The 14678-nt window shown below is 66.3% G+C and carries 12 protein-coding genes; 11 read left to right on the top strand and 1 reads right to left on the bottom strand.

The annotated features are described in order from the left end of the window. Positions 1–203: 203 nt before the first annotated feature. From FRF71_RS11855 to lexA, 10 genes are all read left to right on the top strand, one after another. A complete protein-coding gene (locus FRF71_RS11855; protein ID WP_147090847.1) occupies positions 204–2138 on the top strand; it encodes a peptidylprolyl isomerase in 1935 nt (644 codons plus the stop codon). Positions 2139–2150: 12 nt separating this feature from the next. After that, complete coding sequence (locus tag FRF71_RS11850) at positions 2151–3662, top strand: anthranilate synthase component I family protein (RefSeq protein WP_147090846.1); 1512 nt, start codon at positions 2151–2153, stop codon at positions 3660–3662. A gap of 45 nt (positions 3663–3707) precedes the next feature. Further along, on the top strand, positions 3708–4772 hold the full coding sequence (locus FRF71_RS11845; RefSeq protein WP_147090845.1) for an alpha/beta fold hydrolase: 1065 nt from the start codon (positions 3708–3710) through the stop codon (positions 4770–4772). Between the two features lie 8 nt (positions 4773–4780). Beyond that, a complete protein-coding gene (pip, locus tag FRF71_RS11840; protein ID WP_147090844.1) occupies positions 4781–5749 on the top strand; it encodes a prolyl aminopeptidase in 969 nt (322 codons plus the stop codon). A 33-nt stretch (positions 5750–5782) separates the two neighbouring features. Continuing rightward, positions 5783–6367 carry an anthranilate synthase component II gene (locus FRF71_RS11835; RefSeq protein WP_147090843.1) on the top strand — a complete coding sequence of 195 codons (585 nt, stop codon included), beginning with the start codon at positions 5783–5785 and terminating at the stop codon, positions 6365–6367. Then, on the top strand, positions 6364–7329 hold the full coding sequence (trpD, locus tag FRF71_RS11830) for an anthranilate phosphoribosyltransferase (protein ID WP_345335483.1): 966 nt from the start codon (positions 6364–6366) through the stop codon (positions 7327–7329). The genes FRF71_RS11835 and trpD overlap by 4 nt, the downstream gene beginning before the upstream one ends. A 206-nt stretch (positions 7330–7535) precedes the next feature. Then, entirely contained in the window at positions 7536–8312 is a 777-nt protein-coding gene (gene trpC, locus FRF71_RS11825) for an indole-3-glycerol phosphate synthase TrpC (protein WP_147090842.1), read from the top strand. Between the two features lie 219 nt (positions 8313–8531). Further along, positions 8532–9005: a cyclic pyranopterin monophosphate synthase MoaC gene (gene moaC, locus FRF71_RS11820; RefSeq protein WP_147090841.1), complete on the top strand. Its 474-nt coding sequence runs from the start codon at positions 8532–8534 to the stop codon at positions 9003–9005. Continuing rightward, complete coding sequence (locus FRF71_RS11815) at positions 9005–10207, top strand: molybdopterin molybdotransferase MoeA (protein ID WP_147090840.1); 1203 nt, start codon at positions 9005–9007, stop codon at positions 10205–10207. Before moaC ends, FRF71_RS11815 begins: the two co-directional genes overlap by 1 nt. 95 nt (positions 10208–10302) lie before the next feature. Then, positions 10303–10992 carry a transcriptional repressor LexA gene (lexA, locus tag FRF71_RS11810; RefSeq protein WP_147090839.1) on the top strand — a complete coding sequence of 230 codons (690 nt, stop codon included), beginning with the start codon at positions 10303–10305 and terminating at the stop codon, positions 10990–10992. On the opposite strand, the gene FRF71_RS11805 is transcribed toward lexA, so the two are convergent. Further along, entirely contained in the window at positions 10986–13199 is a 2214-nt protein-coding gene (locus tag FRF71_RS11805; protein WP_147090838.1) for a ComEC/Rec2 family competence protein, read from the bottom strand. The two genes, lexA and FRF71_RS11805, sit on opposite strands and share 7 nt — an antisense overlap. 28 nt (positions 13200–13227) lie before the next feature. On the opposite strand from FRF71_RS11805, the gene gltX reads away from it, so the two are divergent. Next, entirely contained in the window at positions 13228–14670 is a 1443-nt protein-coding gene (gene gltX / locus FRF71_RS11800; RefSeq protein ID WP_147091645.1) for a glutamate--tRNA ligase, read from the top strand. Positions 14671–14678: the final 8 nt, after the last annotated feature.

The raw sequence follows: 14678 nt of genomic DNA, 5'->3' as shown, positions 1-14678 counted from the left end.
TGCTTTACGATTTTGGCCCCGGATTTGCCCCGGTGAAGCCCCGCGCCTAGGCCAGGGGAGCCCCGCTTGTCAAAGCAGGTTGTGGATCATCACTGGCTTTGTCCGTTCGGTGACCAAGCAGCATTGCCCGCACGGCAAATGGTGCCTAAAGCCGCGCCTCGGGCCTGTATTCGCAGGCCATCAACTGATCTTGGCGAGTTGGCATGCTGCAGTTCTTCCGCAAGTCCTTCAATTCAAAGTTCGGTCTGGCCCTGGTCATGGGTTTCCTCCTGCTGCTGGGCCTGGCCTTTGCCGCGGGTGACATTGCCGGCAACAAGTCGTTCGGCGGTGTCGCCGGGGGTGATCGCGCTGCGACCGTTGGCAAGGGCCGGGTCGATACGTCTGAAGTCGAACGCGCGGTAACCCGCACGGTTGAGAACCTGCGACGCGAACAGCCGACAGTCACGCTCAGGGATTTTATTGCCCAGGGCGGGTTCGACCAGGTCCTGCGCAATGTGATCGATCTCGCCGCGATCCATGAATTCGGCAAGAAGCATGGGCTGTTCATCGGTGATCGGCTGATCGACAGCGAGATCGCCAAGCTGCCCGATGTCCAGGGGCCCGATGGCAAGGTTAGCGATCAGCTTTACCAGGCTTTCCTGCGTCAGCGCGGGCTGACGGACGCGCAGCTGCGCCGAGAGCTGGGCAATTCGCTGATGGCCCGCCAGCTTCTTGCGAATGCTGACCTGGGCGTTGCCGTGCCTTCTGCCGTGGTGCAGCGCTATGCCGCTGTCGTGACAGAGCGGCGCACCGGCCAGATCGGCCTGCTGCCGTCTGCCGCATTCGCGCCGAAGACGGTGCCCAGCGACAGCGAACTGGGCACCTGGTACGCAGCCAACCATAAGACCTTCGTCCGCCCCGAGCGCCGCGTGATCCGCTATGCGACTTTCACCGATGCCGTGCTGAAGACTGTGCCGGCGCCGACCGAAGCGGAAATCGCCGCCGCCTACAACGCCAACAAAGCCAAGTATGAAGCCAGCGAAAACCGCAAGGTCAGCCAGCTGATCTTGCCGACCGAAGCAGCCGCCAAGGCCGCGCTAGCCGAAGCTGCCGGTAAATCGCTTGAAGCCGTTGCCGCTGGCAAGGGCCTCAGCGTTGCCACGCTGGCTCCGCTCGGCAAGTCGCAGCTGGCGATCCAGACGTCGCAGGCCGCCGCCAATGCCGCTTTCGATGCGCCCAAGGGCAAGGTCCTGGGTCCGATCAAGGCGCCGCTGGGCTGGGTGCTGCTGCGGGTCGATGCGATCGAGGGCAAGGCCGGGAAGACGCTGGACCAGGCCCGCGCCGAACTGCTGCCTGAGCTGACCACCCAAAAGCGCCGCGCCGCGCTGACCGACTTTTCGGCCCGGATTGAGGAAGAGTTCGACAACGGTTCGACCCTGACCGACGTGGCCAAGGAACTGGGCCTGACGCTTACCGAAACTCAGCCGCTGCTCGCCAATGGCCAGGTTTTCGGCCAGGACGGCAAGACGGCGCCGGCCGAACTTGCCCGCGTCTTCACCACCGCTTTTGCGATGGAAAGCGAAGGCCAGCCGCAACTCGCCGAAGTCGAACCCGGAAAGCAGTTCATCGTTTTTGACGTCGCCCAGATCCAGCCTGCGGCACCGCCGCCGCTGGCCGAGGTCAAGCAGCAGGCGATTGCCGAATACCAGCTGGCCAAGGGGGCAATCGCCGCCCGCGCAGCCGCGCTGAAAATCGAAGCTCAGGTCAAACAAGGCAAGGATCTGGGCGCAGCCCTCGCCGTGCTTGGCCTGCCGCTGCCGCCGGTTGATCAGGTCAACCTGCCACGCGAACAGGTGCAGCAAATGGGCCAGCAGACCCCGCCGCCGCTGGCCATGCTGTTTGCCCTCGCCAAGGGCCAGGTCAAGCTGATGGGCGCGCCGCGCAACCGCGGCTGGTACGTGGTCAGGGTGACCGATGTCATCCCCGGTCAGGTCGCCGCCAACGATCCGCGCCTGCCGGAATTCCAGCAGACCATGGCCCGCGTCACTTCGCAGGAATACTCTCAGCAGCTGCGTGCCGCGATGCGGGGTGAAGTAGGTGCCAAGCGCAACGACGCAGCGATCAACGCGCTCAAGACCCGCCTGTCCGGCGGCAACTGACGGGGTGCGCAAGTGCCGGGCCTGAACAACCGCGAAGCCGCGCTGGCGTTGCTGGCCGAAGGCCGGCCGGCGCTGGTCTGGCAGCGGCTGATTGCCGATACCGAAACGCCGGTTGGCGCGGCGGTGAAGCTGATCGAAGCCGGGCGCGGCGATTTCCTGCTCGAATCGGTTCAGGGCGGCGAGGTGCGCGGGCGCTACAGCCTGCTTGGGCTCGATCCCGACCTGGTGTTCCGCGCGCAGGGCACTGCGGCTGAAATCAACCGCGCCTGGCGGCATGACCGCAGCGCCTTTGCCCCTTTGCCCGGTGACAGCCTGACCGAGCTGCGCGCGCTGGTCGAAGCCTGCAAGATTGACGTGCCCCAGCCGCTGCCATCGGCGCTGGCCTGCCTGGTCGGCTACTTCGGCTATGAAACCTATGGCCTGATCGAAAAGCTGCCGCGCCCGTCCCCCAACACGCTGAACCTGCCCGACATGCTGTTCGTGCGCCCGACACTGCTGCTGGTGTTCGACCGGCTAAGCGACGAGCTCTTCGCCATCGCCCCGGTCTGGCCCGGCGGCGGCGCGCCCGAGCGGATGGTCGAGCTGGCCGGAGAGCGGATCGAGGCCGCACTGGCTCGCCTGGCCCTGCCCGCGCCCGCTGCTACGCGCACGGCGGACCTGCCGCTTCCCGCGCTCGAGCCGGTTCTGGTCCGCGAAACCTATGCGGACATGGTGCTGAGGGCCAAGGACTACATCGCTGCGGGAGACATCTTCCAGGTCGTGCTGGCCCAGCGCTTCACCACGCCCTTCGCCCTGCCCGCGCTGGACCTTTACCGCGCGCTGCGGCGGATCAATCCCTCGCCCTACCTCTATTTCCTCGACCTGCCGGGCTTTGCCCTGACCGGATCGAGCCCGGAAATCCTCGTCCGCGTCCGCGATGGCGAAGTGACGATCCGTCCGATCGCCGGCACCCGCCCGCGCGGCAAAACGCCGGAAGAGGACCGCGAGAACGAGGTCAGCCTGCTGGCCGATCCCAAGGAGCGCGCCGAACACCTGATGCTGCTCGATCTGGGCCGCAACGACGTTGGCCGGGTCGCTGAAGCGGGCACCGTGCAGGTTACCGAGAGCTATACGGTCGAACGCTACAGCCACGTGATGCACATCGTCTCGAACGTCGTCGGCAAGCTCGACAGCGTGCACCACGATGCGCTCGACGCGATGTTCGCGGGCTTCCCCGCCGGTACCGTGAGCGGCGCGCCCAAGGTCCGCGCCTGCGAGATCATTGCCGAGCTCGAACCCGAAACGCGCGGCGCCTATGCCGGCGGGGTTGGCTATTTCTCGCCTGACGGCAGTCTCGATTCGTGCATCGTCTTGCGCACCGGGGTGGTCAAGGATGGCATCCTCCACGTCCAGGCCGGAGCCGGGATCGTCGCCGACAGCAACCCCGAATACGAACAGCGCGAATGCGAAGCCAAGGCTGGCGCGCTGATTGCCGCGGCGCGCGAAGCCGTGCGGGTCGCGAGCGAAGCAGACTACGGCCAATAGTCCCACCTGCTTGACCCAGAGCAGCGCTCGGCTAGCGTGCCGGCCATGCGCAAACTGCTCTTCCCCCTCCTCGCCCTGATCGCAACACCGCTCCACGCCGAAGACTGGCGCGCCAAATCGACCGAACGCGATGTCGTCCTGAAGGACTTCGCCTTTGCCGAGGGCGTCCAAATGGACGTTAATATGCACGTCACCACGCTCGGCACCCCGCGCCGGAACGCGGCGGGCGAGATCGAGAACGCGGTGATGGTGCTGCATGGCACGGGCGGCTCTGGCTACCAGTTCTTCCGCCCGCAGTTCGCCGATGAGCTGTTCGGCCCTGGCCAGCCGCTCGACCTGGCCAAGTATTACGTGATTCTGCCCGACAACATCGGCCACGGCAAAAGTTCGAAACCCAGCGACGGGATGAAGATGGCCTTCCCGCGCTACAACTATGCCGACATGGTCGCCAGCCAGCACCGTCTGCTGACCGAAGGGCTGGGCGTGAAGAAGCTCCAGCTTATCCTTGGTACCTCGATGGGCTGCATGCACGCCTTCGTCTGGGGCACGACCCGCCCGGGTTTTGCGGAGCGGCTGGCGCCTTTCGCCTGCAACGCCATGGAAATCGCCGGGCGCAACCGGATGTGGCGGCAGATGTCGATCGACGCGATCCAGGCCGATCCGGCTTGGAACGGCGGCTATTACACCAGCCCGCCCGAAAGCGGCCTGCGCACTGCGCGCTATCTCTCAATGATCGCCGGGGGCAATGCCTGGGCGCTGCAGAACGAATACCCGACCCGCGAAAAGGCCGAAGCGGCCCTGCGCACCGGCTATGCCGCCCGCGCCAATGGCGACGCCGACGCCAATGACCAGATCTATCAGCTCGACTCTTCGCGCGATTACAACCCGGCGCCCAACCTCGCCAAGATCACCGTCCCGGTGCTGTGGATCAACAGCTCGGACGATTTCATCAACCCGCCTGAGCTGGGCCTGGCCCAGCAGCACGCCAAGCTGATGCCCAAGGCGCAGTTCAAGCTGCTGCCCTTCAGCCCCGATACCAAGGGCCACGGCACCCACACCTGGGCGAAGTTCTGGAAGGCGGACCTCGCTAAGCTGATGGCCACGAAATGATGGCCAATATGACTAGTGAGCGCCGCGCCCTCTATCCGCCGATCGAACCCTACGCCTCGGGTATGCTCGAAGTGGGCGATGGACACACGCTCTACTGGGAACGCGTTGGCACCCCCGGCGCCAAGCCGGCCGTCATGCTCCATGGCGGCCCCGGCGGCGGTTGCAGCGAGGGCCATCGGCGCCAGTGGGACCCGGCGCTTTACGACGTGCTGCTGTTCGACCAGCGCGGCTGCGGCCGCTCCACGCCGTTCGCCAGCCTTGAGGCCAATACCACCTGGCACCTTGTCGCCGATATCGAGGCCCTGCGCGAAATGTGCGGGCATGAGCGCTGGCAGGTGTTCGGCGGGTCATGGGGCTCAACCCTTGCGCTGTCCTATGCCGTCACCCATCCCGAGCGGGTGACCGAGCTGATCCTGCGCGGAATTTTCCTTTCCAGCCGCAAGGAGCTGGAGTGGCTGACCCGCTATGGCGCGAGCGAGCTGTATCCGGAAGAATGGCAGCGCTTCGTCGCCCATGCCGGAGGGGCCGAGGGTCAGGACATGACCGAACCCTATTGGGCGCTGCTTGACGATCCCGACCCGGCCGTGCGCCGCGCCGCCGCTGCGGCCTGGAACCGCTGGGAAGGCGTGACGGTCACCTTGCTGCCGTCCGAAGAAACGGTCGACCACATGGCCGAGGGCGACAATGCCGTGGCCACCGCGCGGATCGAGAATCACTATTTCCGCCACCAGTGTTGGCTCAAGGAAGGTGAACTGCTCGAACGGGCGGCCGCTACATTGCGGCACATCCCCGGCGTCATCGTCCAGGGCCGCCACGATTGCTGCACGCCGCCGGCCGCCGCCTGGGCGCTCAAGCAGGCCTGGCCTGAGGTGGACCTGCAGATCGTCCCCGATGGCGGCCACCTGTTTACCGAACCTGGCATCACTGATGGCCTCGTCCGCGCCACAGATCGCTTCGCGGGCAAGACTGACGCTTGATTGCCGCCCGCTAACGGTCCAAGGCCCCAAGCCATGATCCTCGTTATCGATAACTACGACAGCTTCACCTGGAACCTAGTCCATTACCTGATGGAACTGGGCGCCGCGGTTGAAGTCGTGCGCAATGATGCGCTGTCGGCGGGGCAAGCGGTCAGCAGCGGTGCGCAGGGCTTCCTGATCTCGCCCGGCCCCTGCACCCCGAACGAAGCCGGGATCAGCCTGGACCTGGTCGGTGCCTGCGCCGATGCCGGCAAACCCCTGCTCGGCGTCTGCCTGGGGCACCAGTCGATCGGCCAGTATTTCGGCGGCAAGGTGGTGCGCGGCGGGCTGATGCACGGCAAGACTTCACCCGTGACCCACGATCGCACCGGGCTGTTCAAGGGCCTGCCCTCGCCCTTCACCGCAACCCGCTATCACTCGCTGATCGTCGAGGACATTCCGGACAGTCTCGTAGTCAACGCCCGCTCGGATGACGGCCATGTCATGGGCTTCCGCCATGCGCATCTGCCGATCCACGGCGTGCAGTTCCACCCCGAGTCCATCGCCACCGAGCATGGACACGCCATGCTGGCGAATTTCCTTGGCCTCTGCGGTATCAAGGCGAAGGAACTGGCGTGAGCCTGTCGCTGGGGGACGCCGAAGCGCTGTTCGGGCGAATGCTCGATGGCGGCATGGCCGATGACGAAATCGCCGCGACCCTGATCGAGCTGGCCGAACGGGGCGAGACTGCCGAGGAAGTCGCCGGGCTGGTCAGCGTCATGCGTGCGCGGATGAAGCGCATCACGGCTCCCGATGGCGCGATCGACGTCTGCGGCACAGGCGGCGATGGTCAGCACAGCCTCAACGTCTCCACCGCCGTGGCGCTGGTCGTCGCGGCCTGCGGCGTGCCGGTGGCCAAGCACGGCAACCGCGCCGCGTCCAGTAAGGCCGGCGGGGCCGATACCCTGGAAGCACTTGGGCTGGACCTGGCCCGTGCTTCGGACCTGGCAGAGCAAACCTTGCCGGACCTGGGCATCGCCTTCCTGTTCGCCCAGGCCCACCATCCGGCGCTGGCCCGCGTCGGCCCGATCCGCAAGGCCCTGGGGCGGCGGACGATCTTCAACCTCTGCGGCCCGCTGGCCAATCCGGCCGGGGTCACGCGGCAGCTGGTCGGCGTGGCCCAGCCCGGCCTGATCGCGCTTTACAAGCAGGCGATGGAACTGCTCGGCACCGAGGCCGCGCTGATTGTCTCGGGCGCCGAAGGGCTGGACGAACTGTCGATCGAGGGCACCAGCTATATGGCCGCGATCGGCCTGCCGCCGCTGCCCGCCGAAGTCCGCCCGGAAGATGCTGGCCTGCCCAGCCACCCGCTCGATGATCTGCGCGGCGGCGATGCGGCCTACAATGCCGAAGCGGCGCGCCGCCTGCTGCTGGGTGAAACGGGGGCCTATCGCGACGCCGTCCTCCTCAACAGTGCCGCCGCCCTGCTCGTCGCGGGCCACGCCGAGGATTGGTTCGAAGGCGTCGAGGAAGCCGCCGAAGCAATCGACAAGGGCCTCGCCAAGGCGCTGCTGGACTGCTGGATCGAGACGGTTCGGTAGCCCCATCCACTTCCTTTTCCGTCTTTCCACTTCCAACTTCGTCATCCCCGCGAAAGCGGGGACCCATCTCCTAAGATGGCAACTGGCACGACGGCGGCGATGACACGTGATGGGTCCCCGCTTCCGCGGGGATGACGATTGGAGAGGAGGTTATGATCCAATCTCCCCCTCGACACATCCCGCTGCCCAAGGCATGGGCGCAGCCGATGACCGACAAGCTCGCCGAAATTTGCGCCACCAAGCGGGTGGAAGTTGCCGCCCGCAAGCCGCAGGGCCTTGCTCGCTGGCCCGCCCCCACCCCGGTGCGCGGGTTTGAAGCGGCGCTGCGCGCAAAAGCGGCAGACGGCTTTGCCCTGATCGCCGAGATCAAGAAGGCCAGCCCGTCCAAGGGCCTGATCCGTGCCGATTTCGATCCGCCGGCCCACGCCCGCGCTTACCAGGCCGGCGGCGCGGCCTGCCTCTCGGTGCTGACCGACGCGCCCTATTTCCAGGGGCATGAGGATTACCTGATCGCCGCCCGCACGGCTTGCGACCTGCCGGTGATCCGCAAGGATTTCATGGTCGATCCGTGGCAATGCGCCGAAGCCCGGGCGATGGGCGCCGATGCGATCCTGATCATCGTGGCCGCTCTGGAAGACGCCGCAATGGTCGAGATTGAGACCGCCGCGCGCGAACAGGGCCTCGACGTGCTGGTTGAAGTGCATGACGAAGCCGAGATGGAGCGGGCGCTGGGGCACCTCCGTTCGAAACTGGTCGGGGTCAACAACCGCAATCTTAAGACCTTCGAAGTCGATCTTGCCACAACAGAGCGGCTTGCTGCCATGGTCCCGGCCGACGTCCTGCTGGTCTGCGAAAGCGGGATCGGCAGCCATGCCGATTGCGAGCGGATGGCAGCGAGCGGTGTCCGCACCTTCCTGGTCGGCGAAAGCCTGATGCGCCAGCCGGACGTCGAAGCAGCTACCCGCGCCCTGCTGCTGGGGTAAGCTCCGGCATTTTCGCGAGTTTCCTACTTGGCCAAAACCTGCCATTCCTGAATCCATGGCAGGACCGATCACACTTTTTTCCGATGCGGGACAGATTGACCCCGAAACCGGCTTAGGAATCGCAGATTTCTCGGCTTTCAAGCCTGTTGGAAGAAGCGGACAGGGTGTCAACTGTGTCAAGTCCAACGTAACGCTGCGTTCAGTCCGGAAGGCCTTGCGATGAACAAGCTCACGCACCTTGACGATGCCGGCAATGCGGCGATGGTTGACGTATCGACCAAACCGGCGACCGCGCGCGAGGCGCTGGCCGAAGGGCGCATCACCATGTCGGCCGAAGCCCTTGCCGCGATCCGCGCCGGAGCGGTCAAGAAGGGCGATGTTCTTGCAACGGCCCGCATTGCCGGGATCATGGCTGCGAAGAAAACCAGCGAGTTGATCCCGCTGTGCCATCCCCTGATGCTGTCCAAAGTGGCGGTCGATTTCGAGTTTGAAGCCGATGGCCTGCGGGTAACCGCCCTGGCGCGCCTTTCAGGTCAGACCGGAGTGGAAATGGAAGCACTGACCGCCGCTTCGGTCGCACTCCTGACAATCTATGACATGGCCAAGGCGCTCGACAAAGGCATGGTGATCGGCGGCCTGCGGCTGCTGGAGAAGCGCGGCGGCAAGTCAGGTGACTGGAAGGCGGCAAGCTGATGTCTGCGCCGCTGCCGCTGGAGGAAGCACAGCAGCGCTTGCTGGAGCTGGCCGAGCCACTGCCGCTGGAACGGGTTGATCCGCCCTCGGCGCTGGACCGCTGGCTGGCCGAGCCGCTGGTGGCCGCGCGCACCCAGCCAGCCTGCGCCATGTCGGCCATGGACGGCTATGCCGTGGCCGGGAACGACCTTTCCGGCCCCTGGCAAGTGATCGGTGAAAGCGCTGCCGGCCACCCCTTCGCGGGCTTTGTTGCGGCCGGACATGCAGTGCGGATCTCGACCGGCGCGGTCCTCCCCGACGGGGCTGGCGCCGTCGTGGTGCAGGAAGACGTCAGCCGCGATGGCGACCGCTTGATTCTGACCGGCGATGGCCCCGGCAGCCCCGGCAAGCACATCCGCCGCGCCGGCTCCGATTTTTCGGAAGGCGCGGTCCTGGCTGACCTCGGCGCCAGGATTAGTCCGGCGCATGTCGCGCTGACCCTGTCGGCGGGGCATCGCCACGTTGCCGTGCGGCGGATGCCGCGCCTAACCATCATCGACAGCGGCGACGAGCTGGCGGCCGATCCAGCCGACTGCGCGCCGCACCAGGTGCCCGCCAGCAATGGCGCCATGCTCGCCGCGCTGGTTGCAAGCCATCGCTGCGAAGTCAATCGCCGCGGGCCGATCCCCGATCAGTTGGACGAGCTGATCGCCGCGCTCGAGGCTGCGGCCGGGGCAGACGTGATTGTCACCAGCGGCGGGGCATCGGTCGGCGATCACGATCTGGTGATCCCGGCGCTGCAGGCCTGGGGGGCCGAGCTCGATTTCTGGAAGGTAGCAATCAAGCCCGGCAAGCCGCTGCTGGTGGCGCGGCGTGGGCGGCAGATCGTGCTGGGGCTGCCCGGCAACCCGGTATCGAGCTTCGTGACTGCCTGGCTCTTTCTGCTGCCGCTGCTGCGCCGCCTTTCTGGCGCGGCAGATCCGTTGCCGATGAAACGTACGGCGCATCTCACCGCCGATCTGGCCGCAGGCGGCGAACGGCGCGAGTTCCTTCGTGGCGTTCTGACGGAGGGGGTAGTGACTCCTGCGCTTGGCCAGGACAGCGGCGCACTGGCGGCCCTTGCCGGCAGCAATTGCCTGATCGACCGCCCCGCCCACAGCCCGGTTCTGCCGGCCGGAACGCCGGTTTTGGTCTATCCGCTCGAAAATGGCGGAATTGCTTGACGCCGATTCAAATGTTGCTTACCTGTTCCACATTCGTTCACTAAACGGCACGGGAACAGAGTCGTTCTCCCGGCCGCGAATGGGAGGTTGTGGCAATGCTGACGCGCAAGCAGCATGAGTTAATCCGGTTCATCCAGGTAAAGCTTGAAGAGACCGGGGTCTCCCCTTCGTTTGAGGAAATGAAGGAGGCGCTTGACCTCAAGTCGAAGTCCGGCGTCCACCGCCTGATCTCGGCGCTGGAGGAACGCGGTTTCATCCGCCGCCTGCCCAACCGCGCCCGCGCGCTGGAAGTGCTGAAGCAGCCGGAAGACGTGGTAACCAAGGGCCCCCGCGCCGCCAACTCGAACAGTGCCGCGGCTGCGGTGATTCGCCCGCCCGAGGCAAAGCCCGCCCCGGCCAACGACGTGATCGAAATTCCGCTCCACGGCCGCATCGCCGCCGGTGTGCCGATCGAGGCTATGGAAACCAGCGCGATGCTGCCGGTCCCCGCAGCCCTGCTCGGCGCGGGTGAGCACTATGCGCTCGAAGTCTCCGGGGACTCGATGATCGAAGCCGGGATCTTCGACGGCGATTATGCCTTGATCCGCAAGACCGACACCGCCCGCGATGGCGAGATTGTGGTGGCGCTTGTCCGCGGCGAAGAAGCGACGCTCAAATACCTGCACCGCGACAACGGCATGATCCGGCTCGATCCGGCCAATGCCGCTTACGAGCCGCAGATTTATCGTCCGGGCGAAGTCTTGGTCCAGGGCAAGCTGGCCGGCCTGCTGCGCCGCTATCACTGAACGGATTGGATGGGCCGGGGCCGGTATGGTGCTGGCCCCACCCACCAGCCGTGGTCGCCCTGGCTATCGGCCACGCTGACTACTTGGCGATCGGCCAGATCGATCGCCAAGCCCCCGCTTCGCTCCAGATAGCGCCGGTCCGCCTTGAGCCACCTGGGCTGGCAAGACCGAGGCAGCCAGCGGTCGGAGATCACCACATCGACCCGCTCACAGGCCGCCGCCAGTTCGCGTTCGGGCAACCGGTCGCGGGTCCGGGTCAGCAACAGACGCCAGGTGCGCTTGCCGCGCCAGACCTCGACTAGGCAAAGGTCGGCATTGCAGCGCGCGGCGGGCCACTGATCGAGGCTGCGCGGCGTACCGGTCATCCCGGCAAGCTCGAGCAGGGTATCCTGGGCATAGCCCTCGCGCCCCTCGCGCAAGACCAGCAGCTCACCCGGCACCTCGCCGGTCAGCCCGACATGCCGACCATCGCCCGAAACCAGCAGGTCTGGTGGCCGAAGTGTCACCAGCAGCAGGGCCCCAAGGCCCGCAGGCAGCAGCCCCCACAACCGCACCCGGCCTTGCCACAGCGCCAACCACAGCCCGCCTGCAACAAACAGCATGAACGCTTGCCAGCCCATCGCCGGCATGGTCGTCACGGCGCCGGGCTGACTGGCGGCATAATGCGCCAAAGCCAGCAAAGCATCGAGCGACTTGCCCGCCAGCCACCAGACCGGGCCGCCCCAACCAAACAGGTCGAGCAGCAGGGCGAGTGCAATGAGCGGCATCGAGACAAAGGTCGTCAGCGGGATCGCCACGACGTTGGCGAGCGCGCCGTAGACGCCCGACTGGTGGAAGTGGAACAGCCCGATCGGCATCAGCGCCAGCTCGATCACCACCCCGGTCAGCAGCAGCATGGCAAGGTTGCGTCCGGCCCGCGTCAGCCATCCCTCCTCGCGGGGGGCAAGGAACGCCTGGATCGGCGCCGCGCCGTGCAGGGCAACGATGGCGATCACGGCGGCAAAGCTCATCTGGAAGCTGGGCCCCACCAGCGCTTCGGGCCAGAACAGCAGGACTACGAAGGCCGCAACCGCAACCATCCGCAGCGACAGGGCTTCCCGCCCCAGCGCCAGCGCTGCCAGCACCAGCAGCGCAGCGATGCACGAACGCACCGTCGGCACTTCGGCCCCGGTCAGCAGGGTATAGCCGATCCCCGCCAAGGCGCCCGCTGCGGCGGCCGCTAAGGGCAGCCGCACCCGCAGCGCCAGCCATGGCCACAGCGCGCCAAGCTTGAGCACGACAAAGTAGACCGCCGCGATCACTGCGCTGACGTGCAGCCCGCTGATCGACAGCAGATGTGCCAGGCCTGAATTGCGCATGGCCTCCTCGTCCGCCTCGGCAATGGCCCCGCGGTCTCCACTGGCATAGGCCGCCGCGATGGCACCGGCCGAGCCAGGCAACAGCGCCCGGACATGCGCTGATAGATCGCGCTGGATGTCCTCCAGCCCGCCGCCCGGCGGAGCAGCGCGCACGATTGCGATCTCGCCCAGGGCGGAGCCCGTTGCGGCGATGCCCTGGAACCAGGCCGCACGGGCGAAGTCATACCCTCCGGGCAGCATCGGCGGGGCGGGCGGAACCAGCCTTGCCCGCAAGCGCACTTGCGCACCGGGTCGCAACTCGCCCCGATCAAGCGCTACTGGCACGTTGATCCGCGCCTTGATTGCACGGCCGCTCTCCGGTTCCCGCGCCGCCAGCAGTAGCCGCACGCGTCCTTCGGCGGGCTGCTCCTGCCGCGACAGCACAGTGCCGCTGAGCTCTGCCGCCTGCGGCCGCGCAATCGGGGCGGCGCCGACCAAGCTCGATTTCAGCCAAACGTGCCCGCAGCCCAGCGCGAGGGCCAGAGTCAGGGCCGCCAACGCCTGGCGCAGAAATGGGAACCTGCCATCCTCGCGCAGCACCAGAAGCGCGCCGGCGGCCACCACGCTGCAGGCCAGCAGCAGCGCGATCCACCAGCTGGCCGACGGCAGCGCGAACCAAGCGGCTATTCCCGCTGCAAAGCCCACTACCAACCACGGTGCGCGAGCGAAGCCGGCCCTGGCGAGAAAGCTCTCGACCCCGCTAAGTCCGCTTGCCAAGTTCACCCGCTTGCGCCAAGGGCCATGCTGCAATGCAGCGTCCCCTACGGGGACGACGCCAAGCGGCACATCAGGCAAGGCTTCGCGGGCCATGTCTGTACAAGACAGGATGGAGCGGGTGATGGCAAGTGTCGGAGCAACAAGCGAAAAGACGACGGGTCGCCCGGTCGTTACCCGCTTTGCCCCCTCGCCGACCGGCTATCTCCATATCGGCGGTGCGCGCACCGCGCTGTTCAATTGGCTCTATGCGCGCCATCACGGCGGCACCTACCTGTTGCGGATCGAGGACACTGACCGGGCGCGCTCGACCGAGCCCGCCATTGCCGCGATCTTCGACGGGCTTGAGTGGCTGGGTCTCGCCGGCGATGAACCCGCAACGTTCCAGTTCGCCCGTTCGGACCGCCATGCTGAGGTTGCCCACCAGCTACTTGAAACTGGCCATGCCTATCGCTGCTACCTGACCCAGGAAGAGCTGCAGGCCCGCCGCGAAGCCGCGCAGGCTGAACGCCGCACCTTCCGGATCGACAGCGAGTGGCGCGATGCCGACCCCGCGTCTGCGCCTGCCGGCCAGCCCTTCGTTGTCCGCATCAAGGCGCCGCGAGAGGGCGAAACGGTGATCGACGACGAAGTCCAGGGGCGGGTCACCGTCAGCAATGCCGAGCTCGACGACTTCGTCCTACTCCGCTCCGATGGCACCCCGACCTATATGCTGGCCGTAGTGGTCGACGATCACGACATGGGCGTGACCCACGTAATCCGGGGCGACGACCACCTCAACAACGCCTTCCGTCAGCTCGCGATCATTCGCGCGATGGGATGGCCAGAGCCGACCTACGCGCACGTGCCGCTGATCCACGGACATGACGGGGCAAAGCTTTCAAAGCGCCACGGCGCGCTCGGCGTCGACGCCTATCGCGACGAACTGGGGGTGCTGCCGGAAGCGATGTTCAACTACCTGTTGCGGCTCGGCTGGGGTCATGGCGACGAGGAAATCATCAGCCGCGACCAGGCGGTTGAGTGGTTTGACATTGCCCATGTTGGCAAGAGCCCGTCGCGCTTTGACCTTGCCAAGCTGCTCAACCTCAACGGCCATTACTTGCGCGAGGCCGACGATGAGCGGCTGGCCGCGCTGGTTGCTCAGCGCATGACCGGTCCGATCGATGAAGCCCTGCTCGCCCGCGCCATGCCAGTGCTGAAGGTGCGCGCCAAGGACTTGAATGAACTGGCCGCCAACGCCGCCTTCCTCTTCGCCCAGCGCCCGCTGACAATCGAGGACAAGGCCGCAGCCTTGCTGACCGACGAAGCGCGCGGCCTGCTGGGCCAGATCAAGAGCCGTATTGCAGCGCAGAACGATTGGACAGCTGAAAGCCTTGAAGCCAGCCTCAAGGCAATGGCAGAGGAACTGGGCCTCGGTCTCGGAAAGCTTGCACAACCCCTTAGGGCCGCGCTAACGGGCCAGACAACCTCCCCGGGTATATTCGACGTATTGGTTCTGCTTGGTCGGGATGAAAGCCTGGCGCGGATTGCCGCCCAGTCGCTTCCGGCCGGTGCGGCGCAGGATTGAAGGAGCAA

Source organism: Novosphingobium ginsenosidimutans, from assembly GCF_007954425.1.
In the GTDB taxonomy this organism is placed as follows: Bacteria; Pseudomonadota; Alphaproteobacteria; order Sphingomonadales; family Sphingomonadaceae; genus Novosphingobium; species Novosphingobium ginsenosidimutans.
This window is presented reverse-complemented; position numbering and strand designations above follow the sequence as displayed.